General features: G+C 62.7%; 16 protein-coding genes. 10 read left to right on the forward strand and 6 right to left on the reverse strand.

Annotated features, from left to right (window positions below):
- Positions 1-132: 132 nt before the first annotated feature.
- From R3F72_RS12815 to R3F72_RS12825, 3 genes are all read left to right on the forward strand, one after another.
- Positions 133-723 (forward strand): DNA-3-methyladenine glycosylase I, encoded by a 591-nt coding sequence (locus R3F72_RS12815; RefSeq protein ID WP_087718130.1) that lies wholly within the window; start codon positions 133-135, stop codon positions 721-723.
- A 191-nt stretch (positions 724-914) separates the two neighbouring features.
- Positions 915-1274: a hypothetical protein gene (locus tag R3F72_RS12820; RefSeq protein WP_087718069.1), complete on the forward strand. Its 360-nt coding sequence runs from the start codon at positions 915-917 to the stop codon at positions 1272-1274.
- 247 nt (positions 1275-1521) lie between these two features.
- The gene (locus R3F72_RS12825; RefSeq protein WP_087718068.1) at positions 1522-2523 is read left to right on the forward strand and encodes a TerC family protein; all 1002 of its coding nucleotides are present in this window, start codon (positions 1522-1524) and stop codon (positions 2521-2523) included.
- Here R3F72_RS12825 and R3F72_RS12830 read toward each other — a convergent pair.
- Positions 2480-4156: an alkaline phosphatase gene (locus R3F72_RS12830; RefSeq protein ID WP_332779828.1), complete on the reverse strand. Its 1677-nt coding sequence runs from the start codon at positions 4154-4156 to the stop codon at positions 2480-2482. The genes R3F72_RS12825 and R3F72_RS12830 overlap by 44 nt on opposite strands.
- A gap of 248 nt (positions 4157-4404) precedes the next feature.
- On the opposite strand from R3F72_RS12830, the gene R3F72_RS12835 reads away from it, so the two are divergent.
- From R3F72_RS12835 to R3F72_RS12845, 3 genes are all read left to right on the forward strand, one after another.
- The gene (locus tag R3F72_RS12835) at positions 4405-5070 is read left to right on the forward strand and encodes an alpha/beta hydrolase (protein WP_332779829.1); all 666 of its coding nucleotides are present in this window, start codon (positions 4405-4407) and stop codon (positions 5068-5070) included.
- 12 nt (positions 5071-5082) lie between these two features.
- A complete protein-coding gene (locus R3F72_RS12840; protein WP_218776949.1) occupies positions 5083-5712 on the forward strand; it encodes a DUF938 domain-containing protein in 630 nt (209 codons plus the stop codon).
- Between the two features lie 102 nt (positions 5713-5814).
- The gene (locus R3F72_RS12845; protein WP_087718065.1) at positions 5815-6054 is read left to right on the forward strand and encodes a hypothetical protein; all 240 of its coding nucleotides are present in this window, start codon (positions 5815-5817) and stop codon (positions 6052-6054) included.
- Between the two features lie 81 nt (positions 6055-6135).
- Here R3F72_RS12845 and R3F72_RS12850 read toward each other — a convergent pair whose 3' ends face one another.
- Both R3F72_RS12850 and R3F72_RS12855 read right to left on the reverse strand, forming a co-directional pair.
- The gene (locus R3F72_RS12850; protein ID WP_087718064.1) at positions 6136-7551 is read right to left on the reverse strand and encodes a PhoH family protein; all 1416 of its coding nucleotides are present in this window, start codon (positions 7549-7551) and stop codon (positions 6136-6138) included.
- A 326-nt stretch (positions 7552-7877) separates the two neighbouring features.
- On the reverse strand, positions 7878-9464 hold the full coding sequence (locus R3F72_RS12855) for a peptidoglycan DD-metalloendopeptidase family protein (protein ID WP_332779830.1): 1587 nt from the start codon (positions 9462-9464) through the stop codon (positions 7878-7880).
- Positions 9465-10012: 548 nt separating this feature from the next.
- Between R3F72_RS12855 and R3F72_RS12860 the strand changes: the two genes are divergently transcribed.
- Both R3F72_RS12860 and R3F72_RS12865 read left to right on the forward strand, forming a co-directional pair.
- Positions 10013-10951: a LysR family transcriptional regulator gene (locus R3F72_RS12860; protein ID WP_332779831.1), complete on the forward strand. Its 939-nt coding sequence runs from the start codon at positions 10013-10015 to the stop codon at positions 10949-10951.
- A 111-nt stretch (positions 10952-11062) separates the two neighbouring features.
- Positions 11063-12067, forward strand: a complete 1005-nt coding sequence (locus R3F72_RS12865) for a glutathione S-transferase family protein (protein WP_332779832.1) — start codon at positions 11063-11065, stop codon at positions 12065-12067.
- Positions 12068-12113: 46 nt separating this feature from the next.
- On the opposite strand, the gene R3F72_RS12870 is transcribed toward R3F72_RS12865, so the two are convergent.
- On the reverse strand, positions 12114-12581 hold the full coding sequence (locus tag R3F72_RS12870) for a YaiI/YqxD family protein (protein WP_332779833.1): 468 nt from the start codon (positions 12579-12581) through the stop codon (positions 12114-12116).
- A gap of 466 nt (positions 12582-13047) precedes the next feature.
- On the opposite strand from R3F72_RS12870, the gene R3F72_RS12875 reads away from it, so the two are divergent.
- Positions 13048-14775, forward strand: a complete 1728-nt coding sequence (locus R3F72_RS12875; RefSeq protein WP_332779834.1) for a DEAD/DEAH box helicase — start codon at positions 13048-13050, stop codon at positions 14773-14775.
- A gap of 252 nt (positions 14776-15027) precedes the next feature.
- Entirely contained in the window at positions 15028-16008 is a 981-nt protein-coding gene (locus tag R3F72_RS12880; RefSeq protein WP_087718057.1) for a GntR family transcriptional regulator, read from the forward strand.
- Positions 16009-16063: 55 nt separating this feature from the next.
- Here the strand turns inward: R3F72_RS12880 and R3F72_RS12885 are convergent, their stop codons facing one another.
- Both R3F72_RS12885 and R3F72_RS12890 read right to left on the reverse strand, forming a co-directional pair.
- A complete protein-coding gene (locus R3F72_RS12885; RefSeq protein WP_332779835.1) occupies positions 16064-16990 on the reverse strand; it encodes an NAD(P)-dependent oxidoreductase in 927 nt (308 codons plus the stop codon).
- A 48-nt stretch (positions 16991-17038) separates the two neighbouring features.
- Entirely contained in the window at positions 17039-18466 is a 1428-nt protein-coding gene (locus R3F72_RS12890) for an FAD-binding oxidoreductase (RefSeq protein WP_332779836.1), read from the reverse strand.
- Positions 18467-18509: the final 43 nt, after the last annotated feature.

An 18509-nucleotide genomic window follows, 5' to 3' on the forward strand; every position in this document is an offset into this window, starting at 1 on the left:
CTACGAGCTACGAGCTACGAGCCGGCGATGCGTTGGGGCATCGCCGGCTCTTTTTCGTTTGGCTGCGTCAGCGATAGACGGCAGAATCGGCCCCACCACGACCCTGCGAAAACAATCCCGCGAGAGCCGATGATGAGTGAACCGATCCCTGACCTGCCGCGCTGTGCCTGGGCGCAGACCCATCCGCTGAATGCCGAGTATCACGACGAGGAGTGGGGCGTTCCCGAGTACGACAGCCGCGCGCTGTGGGAAAAGCTGATGCTCGACGGCTTCCAGGCCGGCCTTTCCTGGTTGACCATTCTCAAGAAGCGCGACGCCTTCCGGGAAGCTTTCGCGGGCTTCGATCCCGAGCGGGTTGCTCGCTTCGATGCCGACGACGTCGAGCGACTGATGGGCAACGTCGGCATCATTCGCTCCCGCGCCAAGATCGAGGCTACTATCGGCAACGCCCGCGCGTATCTCGCCATGCGAGACAACGGCGAGGAATTCTCCGAGTTCCTGTGGGGCATGGTCGGCGGCCGACCGATCCAGCGCTCTTTTGAAAACGACGGCCCCGTGCCTGCGCAGACGCCGCTTTCCCTGGAGATATCCAAAGCGCTCAAGAAGCGTGGCTTCAAGTTCACCGGCCCAGTGATCGTCTACGCCTGGATGCAGGCCGTCGGCATGGTCAACGACCACGCCGAGGAGTGCCATCGGCGCGAGCTTGTAGCAGCGATGGCATGAGACGAAGTTGCTGAATGGGGAGCACGGTTGTATTCCCGCGCGTGAAATCCATGATCGTTCTGGCAGCTTAAAGTCTGTTAACCATCGTAATTGTCTGGTGACGGAATGACTTCTATATCGTTTAGGTGATCGAAGGCAAAGGCTTTCGATGCTGCCAACGGTAGTGATCTATACCAGCAAGGAGTCATACCATGCGCATTTCTCACTTTGCATCGATAATCGCCATTGCGTTGTTCTCCACCGGGGCCATGGCACAGTCCAACAGCACCGACCAGTCAGGCAACGACGTCCAGACGAAGAGTCAGATTGGCGAAATGAATAGTGAAGATAACCAGACTCAGAATAACCCCGACATGCAGGCGGACACGGTCGAGGGCCAGAATCAGGGCGCGTCGGCACAATACGAAATGAGCAGCGAGGATGGCCAGACCAGCGACGATGTCGACTCTGGCGACTCCGGTTCGCCTTCCGCCCGGGAACAGCTCATGAAGGGAACGAAGCAGGAAGAGGAAGCAACCCCGTCAGCCGAGAGCACCGGCGAGCAGCATTGAATGCCGTTGCCTGACTTGCGGGCAAGTCTTGTGTCGTGGCTGGCTTCGGGACACAATGCGCGCAGCACGGAAGGGGAGTATCCCACGGGCAGGATCGTCGATCCTCCCCGACGATAGCGTCGTCAGCACGGGCCACATGCCCCGGCGCTATCGGTCGCTCTGTGAGCCATGTCACGATTGGAGACAGGGCAATCAGAGTGACGGGAGAGACTTTCGGTGACGTTCACCGTCTACCGGAGGTTTCTCTATGCACGTACCCGTCTGGGTCTGGCTGGCGACTGTCGCTGGCATTGCCGCACTATTCATCTTCGATTTCTACGCCCATGTGCGTAAGCCCCACGATCCCTCCTTCAAGGAAGCGGCCTGGTGGTCGGTCTTCTTCATCGCTCTGGCGATGGTCTTCGGCGGCGGCCTGTGGTGGGTCTGGGGCGCGCAGCATGGCGCCGAGTATTTCGCGGGTTTCATCACCGAGAAGAGCCTGTCGGTCGATAATCTCTTCGTCTTTCTGATCATCATGGCCAAGTTCGCGGTGCCGCGCGCCTACCAGCAGAAGGCGCTGCTGATTGGCATCGTGATCGCGCTGATTCTGCGTGGCATCTTCATCGCCGTCGGCGCTGCGGCCATCGCGCAGTTCAGCTGGGTGTTCTATCTGTTCGGGCTGTTTCTGCTCTACACCGCGATCCAGCTGGTGCGCGAGGGCACGGGCGGTCATGACGAGAACGAGGAGTACGAACCCAACGCCATCGTGCGCTGGATTCAGAAGCGCCTGCCGGCCACCGATGAGTTCGACAGCGATCGCCTGCTGACGGTCAGGAACGGCAAGCGTCTGGTGACGCCGCTGTTCATGGTAGTGGTGGCGCTGGGCATGACCGACGTGCTGTTCGCGCTGGATTCGATCCCGGCGATCTACGGGCTGACCAAGGAGCCCTACATCGTCTTCACCACCAACGCCTTCGCTCTGCTGGGGCTGCTGCAGCTGTACTTCCTGCTCGGTGGTCTGTTGACGCGTCTGGTCTACCTCAGCCTGGGGCTATCGTTCATTCTGGCCTTCATCGGCGTCAAGCTGATCATCGAAGCGATGCATACCAACAGCCTGCCGTTCATCAACGGTGGCCAGCCACTGCACCTGGTGCCGGAGATCCCGATCTGGCTGTCGATGACGATCATCCTCGGCACACTGGTCATCACCACCGTGGCCAGCCTGATCAAGAGCCGGAACCTGAAGTCGGCGCCGTCTCATCAGGAGTGAGGTTGCCGTAGAGCCGGTGCAGCAGGCCGCGCATCCCCTCCATGGGGATCGCGGCTTCCGGCCCGGGCGGGAACATGCCGGGCCGGAAGCCGTTGTCGATGAACCCTCGGAGCAACGTCGGATCGTCGCTGATGACATGCAGCGGCACGTCCCGGCCGGGGTTGTCGCCGATGATCGCCGGTGCAGCCTGGTGATCGCCGAGCACCATCAGCAGCGTGCGGTTCCCGCTGCTGTCCTGGCCCAGGTAGCGGCGGGCAAAGCCGCTGGCGGCCTGTAGCGCATAGTCGATCGCCGGGGCGTAGTTTCGGCGCATCGCCGCCGTGTCCTGCCACAGCGTGGCGTAATCCTCGCCCGCACCTTCCCACCGATCGAAAACCCGGCCGTCGCCGATCGACGTCCAGTCATCGATCACATCGATCACCGGCGACCACGGGGCGTGGCTCGAGAGCGTGGCCAATTCGGTGAAGGTCGGGCCGTCGTGGCGTGACAGGACGTAGTCCTCGACCCGCTGCCAGGTGAACTGGTCCGGCATGCTCGCCCAGCCCATCGCAGGCCCGCGATAGCCCATGCTGTCCGAGGTGTGGATGTCGTCGTAACCGTAGAGACCGCCTTCCGGCCACTCCCGGGTGATGCCCGGCATGAGGGCGACGGCGTCGTGGCCGGTGGCCTGGAAATCGTCGATCAGGGTCGAATGGGGGCTGTTGATCATCAGCTCGAAGCGCAACTGGGACGTGACCGGCAGGCCGCTGGTAAAGGTGGCGTGATTGAGCCAGGACTGCCCGCCCAGCGTGGCGGCGGTGACGCGCCCGGTGACGACCGACAGGCCTGCATCGGCAAGCTGGCTCTCGACCTTGCTGAGGCGTGGCCTGATTTCGGCCTCGAACGGTGCGCGCTCGATGGCGGCGACGCCATAGGATTCGATGAAGCCCAGGATGACGTCGGTATCGGCCAGCCCCGGCAGTGGTTGGCCATCGGGCCTGGCGTAGGCGTGGTCGTCTTCGTATAGCTGGCGTCCGAATGCTGCCATTGCCTGACGGGTTTCCTGTGCACGCTGCCATTCGAAGGTCACGAAGCTGACGGCAGGGTGGCCGATCCTGGCCGTGAGTCCCGTCGTCTCGTCGCGGTTCATGGCGTCGATGCGGGCCAGACCCGCACCCCCCAGAAGGATCAGCAGCAGCGCGAATCCGCGCGACGTGTTGCGGCCATGAAAGCCCTGCAGCAGTTTCGTCAGCACGAGGCCAAGGGCAAGCAGAGCCAGGCCAATGACCAGCAGTCCGGCGATCGCCAGCGGCAGGCCAAGATTGGTCACGACCAGTTCGATCAGAATGGGGATCAGCTTGATGTCGGTATAGAGGTTCAGCGACCGGCCCTGCATGGTCTGGGTCAAGGCGTTGCCGGCGGCACCGAGCACGATGACCAGCGCCAGAAGGGCAATCAGGCCGGCGATCCAGCGCCGCCAGGGCGCTGGCGGCAACAGTGCCAACAGCCCGACGACCAGCGGCGCTTCGAGTGCGATCCAGTGCCTTGGCGGGAACCCGGCCCAGGGCAGTTCCGGCGTCAGCAGCAAGCCGTTGAGTAACAGCAGGGCCAGCACCAGGCGCCAGCGAGGCGCCCGGTCGAGAAAAGACATCATGGCTCGTCCTTGAGTCGGGTCCGGCGATTCGGGGTCAGCATAGCATCGGTCCACCAGGGTGAGATGAGGCGCTATGGCCGCTTCATTGAACTACTCCTCGAATACTCCTCGAACTACGCATCGAGCTACTCATCGAACTATTCATTGAACTATTCATTGAACTACGCAGCGGGCAAGCTTTCGGATGGCACGTTAAACTGGGTGGCGAGAATCTTGAATCCAAACCGGGGCGACGAGGACGATCCAATATGGCATCTGCGCAAGAATTGATCATTGAACCGACGAATGGGCGACAAGCCGATGCCTGCGTCATTCTGCTCCACGGGCTGGGGGCGGATGGTCATGATTTCGAGCCGCTGATACCGGCGCTGGGGCTGCCTGATTCCCTGGCCGTTCGCTTCGTGCTGCCCCACGCGCCGCAACTGCCGGTTACCGTCAACGGTGGCATGACGATGCCGGCGTGGTACGACATTCTCGAGATGAATCTGGGGCGGCGGGTCGATGTCGAGCAGCTGCGGGCATCGGCCAGGCGGGTCCACGGGTTGATCGACGCACAGATCGCCGCCGGCATCGACAGCCGTCGTATCGTGATCGCCGGCTTCTCGCAGGGTGGGGCGGTGGCTTACGAGGCGGCGCTCTCCTATCCGAAGCCTTTGGCGGGCTTGCTGGCGCTGTCGACCTACTTCGCCACGGCCGACAGCATCGAGCTGGCAGAGGCCAATCGTCGTCTTCCCATCGAAGCCCATCATGGCTCGGCCGATCCGGTCGTCCCGGAATCGCTGGGCCGGGAAGGCGCGGAAAAGGTCGAAGCGCTGGGGTATCCGGTCAATTACCGGACCTACGAGATGGGGCACAGTCTCTGCCCCGAGCAGGCACAGGACATCGCGGCCTGGTTGACCGCGACGCTGGGATGATCGGAGTTCGACATGAACAGCATGGATAACCTCGAGCGCGAGGGAGCCGACCGGCGCCTGTCCAGCCCCGCGGCCCGGCGCAACCGGGAGCCGATCCTGGACGTGTTGCGATCGACGTTGCCGCAGACGGGGCGGGTGCTGGAGATCGCCAGCGGCAGTGGCGAGCATGCGGTCTATTTCGCCCACCATCTGGCGCCGCTTTGCTGGCAGCCTTCGGACCCCAGCGAGACGGCGTTGGCGTCGATCGCGGCCTGGCGCGAAGCCGAGGCGCTGGACAATCTGGCGGCGCCGGTTCGTCTCGATGTCACCGGGCAGTGGCCGATGCTGCCGGATCTCGCCGCGATCGTCTGCATCAACCTGTTGCATATTTCGCCCTGGGATGCGAGCGAAGCGCTGTTTGCCGAGGCTGGCCGGCGACTTCCGGCGGGTGGTGTGCTGGTGGTCTACGGACCTTTCCGGCGTCATGGCGAGCATACCGCGCCCAGCAATGCCGCGTTCGATGCGGACCTGCGCTCGCGGGATCCGCGCTGGGGCGTTCGCGACCTCGAAACGGTCGAGGCTTTGGCCGGCGACAATGGGCTGACGTGCGAGGCGATCCGTGAATTGCCGGCCAACAACCTTTGTGTCGTCTGGCGGCGTTGAGATCGCTGCGATTTCCTGACGCGTCAGGAAGATATCGCCGCAGGCACCCGCAACTCGACTACACTCAACACAGACATTCAGTGGCCGACAAGGAGTGACGCCATGTCAGACTTTTCCGATGAGTTTCGCATGCCCAAGGGCTGCCCCAATTGTGGCAACCACATGATGAAGGTTTCCCAGGCCAAATCCGCGGATGATCAGGTCTATTGCACCTCCTGCAATGCCGAGGTCTGCTCCTGGGAAGAGGCCGAGCGGATCATGGCAGAGACACCGCGCAGCGAATCCGAGCAGTTGATCGAAGACGTCATGAACAACAAGAAGCCTTCCGAAGAAGACTATTGAAGCGCGATGCGGTGAGTGTCGAACGCAAACGCCCCGGCCAAGCCGGGGCGTTTGCGTCTGGGTTTCGAAGGGAATGGGGATTTAGAGCAGCTCTTCCGCCGCCAGGGCAAGTCTCGAGCGCTCGACGCTCTTCAGGGTGATATGGCCGGCATGGGGCCAGTCGCGGAAGCGTTCCACCACTGCGGCCATACCGCAGGTGTTAGCCGTGAGATAGGGCGTATCGATCTGGCCGACGTTGCCCAGGCAGACGATCTTGGTATTGCGCCCGGCACGCGTGATCAGGGATTTGAGCTGCTTGGGCGTGAAGTTCTGAGCCTCGTCGATGATCAGGAAAGTGTCGTTCAGCGTGCGTCCACGCATGAAGGTGGGTGAGCGGATCTGCACGCGAGAGCCGATCAACTGGCGCGTCGCGCCATCGTTCCAGCTGGACGAGCCCTCACGCTCGTCACGTAGCAGGTTGTCCATGTTGTCGTGGAAGGCGCCCATCCACGGCGACATCTTCTCTTCCTCGGTGCCTGGCAGGAAGCCGATGTCCTCTCCCATCGGAATGGGTGCCCGCGTGAAGACGATACGTTCGAACTGCTTGCCGTCCAGCGTTTGCTGCAGCGCAGCCGCCAGGGTCATGAAGGTCTTGCCGGTGCCCGCGCTGCCAGCGAGGGTGAGGAAATCGATGGAGGGATCCATCAACAGGTTGAGGGCGAAGTTCTGGCGGCTGTCGTGTGCATGCACGCCCCAGACGCCGCCATGATGCCGGTAGTTCGTCAGCAGTTGCAGCGTCGCCTTGCTGGGTCCATGGCTGCGCACGATCGCTTCGAATTCCGCGCCGTTGTCGCTGTCGGAAACGAGCATTCCCACGTGCCAGTCCTCGGGAATGCGGCCTTCCAGATGATAGAAGGTGTGGCCGTCGGCGCGCTCGACCATGACTTCGACGTCCAGCGACTCCCACAGACTGCGACCGTCGCGGCCTGCGTCGGCGTAGACCTTTGCGCCTTCGATCATCGCGTCGAGGTCATCGAACGCCTTGTCATTGAGATAGTCTTCGACCGGCACGTTGAGTGCCGTGGCCTTGACTCGCAGGTTGATGTCCTTGGTCACCAGGATGACCGAGGCATCCGGCCGTTCATCGCGGAGCCGGCAGGTTTCGGCGAGGATGCGGTTGTCCGGGGAGTTTTCCAGCGTCTCCAGCGGCGCCAGGTCTCGGTAGCAGAGGAAACGCAGGCGGCCGGCAGGGCCGCCGGTCACGCGAGGAATGGGGATGCCTTGCTGGATCTCCCGTGGGGTAACGTGAGCGGTGAGGTCGGATAGGGTACGGCTGATCTGTCGGGCCGTGCGCGCGATCTCGCGCATGCCGTTCTTGTGTTTGTCGAGCTCCTCGAGCACCGTCATCGGGATGACGACGTCATGCTCTTCGAAGTGGTAGAGGGCTGTTGGGTCGTGGATCAGGACATTGGTGTCCAGTACGTAGAGCCTGTTCGCTTTCTTGTCGATTCGCACCATCGGCAAAAGCACTCCTGTGAGTTCAAGGCTTCTCGACCCTGACAGAGTGCGGTGACAGCTCGATGTCGCCCGACTCACTCCGTCAGTGCCACTATCGTTGGAACGTAAAGACTGTGTCGGCTTTACCTCTCTGACGGATGAAGTCGTTACCAGAATGACCCCACGACGCCGAAAGCGCTACCCCCTTTTTTCACATCGGCAGCAAAAACCGGTCGCGTGATCTTCTGATGGCCGGTACCTATCCCTGCGCTGACGAGGGAGAGCCAGACGGCAGAAACGAAAAAGCCCTGCCGAAGCAGGGCTCGATGAACGGGCGATCCGTGATCTCAGGTATTGTCGTCGGCGTCGTCGCCTTTCTTGACTTCCACCTGCGCGATAGCCGGTTCGTTGTCATCCCGCTGATCCAGCTTGGCCAGCAGGTTTTCCGATTCGCGCTTGAAGGCGGCGAGGGCATCGCCACGCAGGCTCTGGGATTCCGGCAGCTTCACGCGCATGGCATCGACCTGGTGATTGTTGACCAGTACCTCGTAGTGCAGGTGAGGGCCGGTAACGCGACCGGTACTGCCCGAGAGCGCAATCTCCTCGCCCATCTTGACGTGTTCGCCGGGTTTGACCAGGGCCTTGCTCAAGTGAAGGAAGCGAGTCACATAACCGTTGTTGTGCCGAATGGTAATGTAACGACCGGCAATGGGGTGGTTGACCACGCGTTCGACGACGCCATCGGCCGGCGCATCGATGGGCGTGCCGCTGCGCATCGCGAAGTCGGTGCCTTTATGCGGGCTGATGCGCCCGGTGACCGGGTGATGCCGACGCAGGTTGAACGAGGAACTGATGCGGTAGTGACCCTGGAAAGGGTAACGGTTGAAAGCCGGGTCGAGGCTGTTGCCATCCGGCGTGTAGAAATGATCGTCGGCGCTGTTGCGAAGCACCGTCAGATTCATGCGCTCGCCCTCGTATTCCGCAGCTAGCACCTTGGAATCCAGGGGGTGCCCGTCGATCATGTCGGACTCCACCAGTACCCGGAACTGATCGCCGGCCCGTGCATCGCGACGGAAATCGAGTTTCTTGGACAGCACATTGGTGAGCTCGGAGACTTCGGCGTTGGAGAGCCCCGTCGATTGAGCCGATAGTGCGAACGAGCCATTGACCGTGCCACTGAACATGCGCTGAGCGGCTTCACCGGCTTTCTCGATCGGTGAATAGGCAAAGTCGGCCGATTCATCGTCGCGCTGGATCAGGTAGCCTTCTCGAGGATCCTTCATCACGCGCAGTGCCAGCAGCTGGCCATTCTCGTCGAGCTTGTAGTCGAAGCTATTGCCGACACGCCACCGGGTCAGGACCTTCTGATCCGGTACGGTATTGAGGATCTGCATCACGTCGCTGTATACGAGACCCAGCGTTCTTTCGGCTGTCAGAGCGAAGGAGTCACCGCTTTGAATGGTATAACTCTGCCATTCGGGGACGTAGGTTTCCTCGGAAGCGATCTCGTCACCCAGCTCGGTATCGCCGGAGGGGTCCATCGTATTGTCGAACGACCAATCTTCGTAAGACGTGCCCCCGATGTCGCTACCGTCGTCGTCGGACGCCGGTTGTACATCTTCCGCAGGCAGCTGCATTGCTACCTGTTTCGCGCCGGGCTCGATGGCCGGCTTGATGATGGGAGAGATCGCCTGCGCCTGCGAAGGCACCGTCGAACCTTCGTCAGCCTGCGCTTCAGAGATGAAATCGACGTGCATTACCTCCAGCGGCTTGAGTTGCGCCAGGGGAATGTCTTGCGTTAAATCGCCGAAGGAAAACGTGGGTTCGGCCGCCTCTTTCGGGGCGGCTGAATTGACGATCGACTGAGAAATGGTCGTCGTCGTCGCGACAGGAATCTGCTGCTGGTCGTTTTCGGTATCTCCGAAAACACCCATGATTTTTTGCGTACCCAGCACGGTGACCATGGTGGCAACCGGAAGCAATAACACTTTATGCGTGCGGGGTAGCGAATGAAATATTCGCAACATGAAGATGAAGGCCCGGATGAAAAAGGATGACAAGTTTAAATAAAGGCCGGGGAACCATACCCCAAGCTGGTGTTAATTGTCTAGTCTGTATTTAAATACAGTGTACGAGGCCACGGCTCGCGGGGCTTCGGCGAAGAAAAGGCATCAGCTGAAAGTATGGGGCGAGGGTGGCCGAGCGTAAGTACATGTAACGCAGTGGTGCATGATTGCGCACCACTATGGTGCACAATAAAGCGCTGTTTTCCAGCAGAATCTTCGCCCGTAAAAGTTTTGTAGGACTTTTATTGTTCCAGAAGATTGCCATGGTCAGGTATTTTTTTCGGCATCGTAACAGCAGGTCAGTCATGGTCATGGCGCTGACGCTTAACCTGACCGCAGAATATCGAATCGAAGAAAAGCCGGGCTTTCATGGGATTCTTCTGCGCATGAAGGTTCGAAGCCAACGGGAGAGTATTGTGCCGAAAGTGACGTTGCTGCAGTGGCAAATGCTGGCGGCGGTAGCCGATAACGGTGGATTTGCCAAGGCTGCCGAAGTGATTCATCGAAGCCCGTCGACGCTCAATCACGCGATCCACAAGATCGAGGAGCAGCTGGGCGTGGTGCTTTTCGAGCCCAGGGGGCGCCAGGTCGTGCTCACCGAAGCGGGAACCCTCCTGCTGCGCCGAGCGCGTCAATTGATCGAGAACGCTGCCTCGCTGGAAGACGTGGCCGAGCGTCTCGCCGGCGGCCTGGAGGCGGAAGTCACTCTGGCTGTGGACCAGGTCTTTCCAGCGGATGCTCTGGCCGAGGCGTTGACGCGGTTTTCGGATGCGTTCCCGCACGTGCGCGTGCAGTTGCAGGAGACCGTCCTCAATGGTGCTGTCGAAATGTTGTACGAGGGGCGCGCCGATCTCATCATCTCTGGCGTCAGCGCCCAGGGATTTCTGGGGCAATCCATCGTCGACGTGCCCTTCATCGCGGTGGCTCATCCCCGGCATCCCTTGCATCAGCTGCAGCGCGAGCTGGATTTGCGCGATCTGGAGCGACATCGGCAGCTGGTCATCCGGGATTCCGCAGTGCGTCACCGGCTCGATGCAGGCTGGCTGAAGGCCGAGCAGCGCTGGACGCTGAGTCATCTATCGACATCGATCGACATGCTGGAGCGGGGCCTTGGCTTTGCCTGGGTGCCGGAAACGCGCATTCGGGCGGCGCTGGACCAGGGACGATTGAAGGTGCTGCCGTTGCGCGTGGGTGGCGTGCGCCGGGTGTCGCTGCAGCTCGTCTATCGTGACATCGATGGCGCCGGCCCTGCGACGCGTGCTCTGGCCGAGGCGTTGATGGCCAGCGTGGTAGCCACCTGCCCGCAGGATGCCCAGCCGCAGAACCCGAATGCATCGACGCAGCCGAACGAATGAGCCGAGTTATTACGCTCGATCTCTGACCGAAGAGGTCTATCCTGTCAGCCATTCGGCATCTAACGGCACGCGTCACCGAACGGCGCGCACTGGCATTGACAGGAGAGACTCATGGGATTGCTTGTCGACGGAGAATGGCGAGACCAGTGGTATGACACCAAGAGCCACGGCGGCGAATTCGTGCGCGAGTCCGCCAAGCTGCGTGACTGGATCACGCCCGCCGGCGAACCGGGGCCGCAGGGGCAGCCAGGGCTCGCGGCGGAAAGTGGACGCTACCACCTATATGTATCGTTGGCCTGTCCGTGGGCGCATCGCACGCTGATCATGCGCAAGCTCAAGGGATTGGAGGCGCTGATCGGCGTCTCCCATACCAGCCCGTTGATGCTCGAGCAGGGCTGGAGCTATCGCGTGGAGGAGGGATCGAGCGGCGACGAGGTCAATCACGTCGACTATCACCACCAGCTCTATACCTTGACCGATCCTCGCTACACTGGCCGTGTGACGGTACCTGCGCTGTGGGACCGGCGACAGCGGCGCATCGTCAACAACGAATCGGCAGAGATTCTGCGGATGCTCGGCTCGGCATTCGATAAACTGACCGGCAACCGTCTGGATTTCTATCCCGACGACCTGCGCGACGTCATCGACGAGGTCAACGCGGACGTCTACGACAACGTCAACAACGGCGTCTACAAGGCCGGCTTCGCAACCGAACAGGCGGTCTACGAGAAGCATTTCATGGCGCTGTTCGACTGTCTCGATCGTCTGGAAGCGCGGCTCGAGGGCCAGCGCTATCTGGCGGGAGAGTGGCTGACCGAGGCCGATATCCGGCTGTTCACGACACTGGTGCGCTTCGATGCGGTCTACCACGGCCACTTCAAGTGCAATCGCCAGCGCATCGCCGACTTCCCGAATCTGTCGAATTATCTGCGCGAGCTTTACCAGTGGCCGGGCATCGCGGAGACGGTGGACTTCGACCACATCAAGCGCCACTACTATTACAGTCACCCTACGATCAATCCGACCCGAATCGTTCCGTTGGGGCCGTCGCTGACATTGGATGCGCCGCATGATCGTGGGCGACTACCCGGGCAGGGAATTCGCGGCGCCGACTGAGAACCGCCGCTTTCGGTAGCCCCGCTGCGCGCCGGAAGTGGCCATGTCAGCCACGGGCGTGGTGTTGCAGCCAGCGATCCAGCGCATTGGCGAACTCTCGGCGATCACCATCGGTATAGGCGTTGGGCCCCCGAGTATGCTCCCCGCTGGCACGCAGCGTCTCCATGAAGTCCCGCATCTGCACTCGCGCCTTGATGTTGTCGATACTCAGGCTTTCGCCGCGGGTGGTCATGACCTCGGCGCCGCGTTCGATCACTTCCTGCGCCAGCGGCAGGTCGCTGGTGATGACCAGGTCGCCGGTAGCGACAGCCTCGACGATCGCGTTGTCCGCGGCGTCGAAACCATGGGCCACCGAGCGCGACTTGACCCATGCCGATGGCGGTAACGGTAGCGCGTGATTGGCGACCATCCAGGTCTGGGTGCGGGTGCGTTCGGCGGCCCGGACGATGATGTCGCGGGCGACGCGGGGGCAGGCGTCGGCATCGACCCACAGCGTGGGTTTGGGTATCGGCATGGCGAAATGCTCGGTGGCCGGAAAAAGGAGCGCACAGTCTACGGCCTTCGACGAGGCGCTTCATCCCGGCGGCCTCGTTCCCTGGTTTCTGTAGGATTTTTACGTTCCGGTGGTGAAACGCCTACGCCGATGGTATAGTGGCGCCTCCTCGCATGTGTTGACCCCACCATCCTGCCGATATGTCTGTAATCGACGCCATCGACTTGTGAATCGATGCCCAGCACCGGACGTATCTCGTACATGACGCGCGGCCAAGCCGTTTTTCGCGTCCGGATGCAACGATGGAGCGCCTAGATCGGTTGATGTTTCAAGCAACCGGGCGCATCAAGGTCGCCACATATGCTATCGCTCCCGTCATCCGCGGGGCGACAAGCGCAATGCCAGGTGCGACCGGCATTCCGTGGTGATCACGCCACCGATGCCATGACATTTTCGCCGGTGCCTACCGGCCACTCCAAGGTGTGAAATGACCTCGACTGTTACTGCTTCGCCAAGCTTTGGCGATCTGGCTCTATTGCCGGAAGTACTGACTGCCCTCGAAACCCTGGGCTATGAAACTCCTTCACCGATCCAGACGCAGACCATCCCTGCGCTGCTGGAAGGTCGCGACATGCTGGGCCAGGCGCAGACCGGTACCGGCAAGACCGCCGCGTTCGCGCTGCCGCTGCTGAGCCGGCTCGACCTCGGCCGGCGTGAACCGCAAGTCCTCGTGCTGGCCCCGACGCGGGAACTGGCACAGCAGGTCGCCGTGTCGTTCTCCAAGTACGGCCAGAATCTGAAAGGCCTGGAAATCGCCACCCTTTGTGGCGGTCAGGATTATCGTGAGCAGCTGTCGGCGTTGAAGCGTGGCGCGCAGGTCGTTGTCGGCACGCCCGGACGAATCATCGATCACCTGGACCGTGGCAGCCTCAAGCTGGACGGTTTGTCGGCTCTGGTACTCGACGAAGCCGACGAAATGCTGCGCATGGGCTTCATCGACGATGTGAAACGCGTGGTGTCGGACACGCCGAAAGATGCCCAGCGGGTGTTCTTCTCGGCTACACTGCCGAGCGAGATCGAGCGTATCGTCAACCGTTACCTGGTCGATCCGGTCAAGGTCGCGATCGATTCCAAGGTCAGCACTGGCGAAAACATCGAACAGCGTGTGGTACGTGTCGAAGGCCCCAGCAAGCTGGAAGCGCTGGCCCGTATCCTCGAAGTCGAAGCGGTCGACGCGGCCATCGTGTTCGTGCGTACCCGTGCTGCCTGTACCACGCTGGTCGAGCAGCTTACCGCCCGTGGCGTCAACGCTGCCGGCTTGTCCGGGGATCTCGACCAGAGCCTGCGCGAGCGCACCGTGACGCGCCTCAAGCGTGGCAAGGTCGACGTGCTGGTGGCGACCGACGTCGCGGCTCGCGGGCTCGACGTGCCGCGCATCACGCACGTGGTCAACTATGACCTGCCGCAGGACTCCGAAGCCTATATCCACCGAATCGGGCGTACCGGCCGTGCCGGTCGTGACGGTGTTGCCATCACCTTCGCCGGTGGCCGTGAGTCTCGCAAGGTGCGCTGGGTTGAACAGGCGACCGGTCAGTCGATGACCGAGATGCCGCTGCCCGACGACGCAGCCATCCGGACGCATCGCGACGACCGCTTCAGTGCGCGTCTGCGCGAAATGCTCGAAGCCGGCGCGGATCATCAGCGTGCGCTGATCGAGAAGCTGGTCGAGGAAGGTCACGATCCGATCGATCTGGCAGCAGCGCTGGCCACGTTGGCGCGAGCCGGTGAAGCTCCGATCGGGCGTATCACCAACTCACCGTCGCGCCGCGAGGGCGGCCGAGATAGCGGCCGAGATAGCGGCCGAGATAGCGGCCGTGAACGCGCGCCGCGCCGCCGCGACAGCGCGCCGCGTGAAGGCATGACGCGCTATCGCGTTTCCGTGGGCCACAAGGATGGCGTCAAGCCGGGTCAGCTGGTCGGTGCCCTGGCCAACGAGGGCGGCATCGAAGGCGGACGCATCGGCCGTATCGATATCCGTAACGCCTTCTCCGTGGTCGAGCTGCCGAGCGGTCTGCCGTCCTCGATTCTGGCCAAGATGGCACGGGCTCGCGTCGGTGGCCGGCCGCTGGAGATCTCCGAAGACGAAGGCGCACCCGAACGCGCGCCGCGTCGTCGCAACGATGGCGACGCGCCGGTGCGACGCTCTCGCGCCTGAACTGCCGACGACTGATCCGATAGCGGGGCCCAGCCCCAGGTAGCATCGAGACGCCGCCCACTTCGAGTGGGCGGCGTTTTATTTTGCCTGTCGTCGGCCCGGCGTTGACCGGGCCTCTTCCGGGTGATTCAGGACGGGGCGTAGTCCCTAGGTCGGGCAGCCAGTGACGATCTTTGTATGCAATACTCGTTATCGCTGAATCGTGGCACGTCCCGGTTCGCGCTCTCCTGACACACGGCGGGAATGCGTTCGATGGCAAAGACACTCAAGGATCAGTTATACGATGCGCTGCTGCGCAGCATGGCGAGCGGGCACCTGGAGCCGGGGCTGGTGCTGCTCGAAGGCAACATTGCCGAAATCTTCGGCATGAGTCGCTCTCCGGTACGCCAGACCCTGGGGCGGTTGCATCAGGAGGGGGCCATCAGCCGCTTCGAGGGGCGCGGATTCCTGGTGGGTCGCGATCCGCATACGGTCGTGCGGCGTTCGCTGACTGCCGCCGATTTTCGCGCGGCGGGCGGGCGGGCTTCGGTCAGGCGCACGGACTCCTGGCGCGCCCTGGCGGAAAAGGTCGAGCACGATATCGTGCTCTGCTCGATGAAGGGGCGTCTCGAGCTCAACGAGCTGCAGCTGGCCAAGTCGCTGGATGTGAGCCGTGCCACGACGTATCGCATCCTGCTGCAACTGCAGTCGCTGGGGGTGGTCGAGAAGATCAAGTACAGCAGCTGGAACGTGGTGCCGCTGGACGACGAGCGGTTGCATCAACTCTACGAGGCCCGGCGGCAGCTGGAGCCGTTCATGATCGCGCGCGCCTGCGACCGGATCCCCGACGCTGCGATTCGCCGCTATCTCGACAGGTTGGATCAGGCGCAGGCCCGCTATCCCGAGGTTCAGGCCAGTCAGCTCGATGCGCTGGAGAACGACCTGCATCACGAAGCCTTGGAGCATGGCGGCAATGCCGAGATACTGATCATGCTGCAGCGCACGCGGCCAATCCTGCTGATCAGCAAGCACCTGCTGGGAGAAGAGATCGAATTGCCGCCGGGCGATCCGTTCTTTGCGGCGCATCGGCAGGTATTCGAGGTCATGCAGGCACGCCGCCCCGCGCTGGCCGGCTCGGCATTGCATCAACATCTCGAGGCATCGGAGTCGCTGGTTCAGGAGCGACTGGCCAACTTCCGCCATACCGGCGAACTGGAGGCGCCGGGCTATCTGCGCTGGCTCGGCCAGCGCTGACCCGAAACGCGCAAGAGGGCGGGGCGCGCAAGAGAGCGGGGCGCCCGCCAATGTATCAGTCGACGGCCATGCCATTGCGACGGTGGAGTTCCCGGATCAGCGCGCTGTGGTCCAGTTCACCGTCGCCGTGGCTCAGCATGTCGCCGAACAGCGCATCGGCCTGAATGCTGACCGGAAGATCCAGTTCCAGGCGAGTCATCTCCGCCATCGCGGTCTGGGTATCCTTGTACTGCCACTTGGCAGGGCCGCCGGGGGCAAAATCTCGCTCGAGCATGCGCTGGCCGTGCATCTTGAGGATCGTCGAATCCGCGAAGCCGCCCATCAGCGCCTCACGCACCTGCGCGGGATCGGCGCCGCCACGTTCCACCAGCAGCAGCGCTTCTGCCACCGTGGCGATGGTATTCGCGACGATCATCTGGTTGGCGAGCTTGGCAAGTTGTCCGCTCCCGGCGGGGCCGACGTGGGTCGGGCGGCCGAGATTCGCCAGCAAGGCCCGGCAGCGTTCGAAGACTTCCGCCTCGCCGCCGGCCATGATCGCCAGCGTGCCATCGATGGCGCCGCGTTCGCCCCCGGAGACGGGGGCGTCCAGGTAGCCGACGCCGTGACGGTTTGCGACTTCCGCCTGGTGCCGAGCCGTATCCACGGGAATCGAGCTCATCACGATCAGGCTGCTGCCGGGCGGCATCATGGCGATGACGCCATCCTCGCCCAGCAGAATTTCGTCGCAGACCGGCCCGGCGCTCAACATGACGATGACGACATCGGCGTCGCGGGCGGCGGCCACGGGAGAGCTGGCCGCTTCCACGCCTACGCGCTGCAACGGAACCAGCTTGTCCGGCGAGCGATTCCAGGCGCGCACGCGATGGCCGGCGGCCGCCAGACGGCTGGCCATGGGCGCACCCATGATGCCGGTGCCGATGACGGCGACGGTCTGGCTATCGGGATGGGCGGGACGGTCCGAAAGCGTGTGGGAATGGTGCATGGCGAAGCTTCCTGAATGGGGTCGAGCGCCGGGTCCGAGCCCGGCGCGTCATTCGGCGGGGCGGGGGAGAATACGACCGGGAGACATCAGGCCGCGGGGGTCCAGCAGGTGCTTGAGTCCCCGCATGATGTCGTATTCCGGCTCCGACAGCATCTCCATGAAGGCGCTCTGCTTGAAGCGGCCAATGCCGTGCTCGGCGCTGATGCTACCGTCGAAGTCGTCGACGATCTCGAACAGACGCTCCTCCAGCTCGTGCAGCAGCGCCGAACGTTCGTCAGCTCCGAGCTCGGGCGGCGGCAGGATGTTGAAGTGCAGATTGCCGTCACCGATATGGCCGTAAGCGATGATCGTCGCCTGCGGACATAGACCCTGGATCTCTTCGGAAGCGCGCTGATGAAAGGCGCTCAGCGACGAAATGGGGATCGAAACATCCGTGCGCAGGTGTTCGCCGCGATTGCGTTGCCCCTCCAGCATCGCCTCGCGAATGTGCCACAGATTCCCGGCCTGGCTTTCACTGGCGGCGAGCACGCCATCGGTGAGGGCGCCAGCTTCGAACCCGCGTTCGAAGAGGTCTTCTATCATGGCGTCGAGGTCCAGCGGCCCGCTGGCGGCGACCTCCATCAGTACGTAGACCGGTGCCGGAGCGTCGAGCGGGTCGCGCAGATCGGGGGCTGCCTCCATCGCCAGTTCGAGGCAGGTGCGCGGCACCAGTTCGAACGCGGTCAGCAGATCGCAGCAACTGCGTCTCGCCAGGGCGTAGAGCGCCAGCACCGCATCCACGTCCGGGCAGGCCAGCAGCGCCGTGCGGCTGACCTGAGGACGCGGAAACAGCTTGAGTACGGCACCGGTGACGATGCCGAGCGTACCTTCGGCGCCGATGAACAGCTGCTTCAGATCGTAGCCGGTATTGTTCTTGTGCAGCGCCTTCATGCCGTTGTAGATACGCCCGTCCGGCAGTACGACCTCCAGCCCCAGCACCAGCTGCCGCATCATGCCGTAGCGCAGCACATTGAGACCGCCGGCGTTGGTCGAGACATTGCCGCCGATCTGGCAACTACCCTGGGCCCCCAGCGAGAGCGGGAAATCACAGTCGGCCGCCTCGGCGGCATCCTTGATCGATTGCAGGACGCAGCCGCCGTCGACGCTCATGGTGAAGTTGATGGGGTCGACATGGCGAATCGACGCCATGCGCTCGAGACTGACGACCAGCTCCGGATGATCCGCATCCGGCAGCGCACCGCCGACCAGCCCGCTGTGGCCGCCCTGTGGCACCAGCGGGATATCGTGGCGATGGCAGTAGCTCACCACATCGGCCACCTGGCGCGTCGTCGAGGGACGGGCGACGGCCATCGGCTCGGCGCCGCGATGGCCTGGCCAGTCGACGCGATAGCGCTCCATGTCGTCGGCCTCGGTCAGCAGCCCGCCCTTGCCCAGTAGGGTAGCCAGATCGTCGAGCAGCGCAGCCTGCGGGGTCATGAATCACCTCTCCAGAGGTTATCGAAAGGGACATCGTCGAAAT

Source organism: Salinicola sp. 4072 (assembly GCF_036663415.1).
GTDB classification, from domain to species: domain Bacteria; phylum Pseudomonadota; class Gammaproteobacteria; order Pseudomonadales; family Halomonadaceae; genus Salinicola; species Salinicola salarius_A.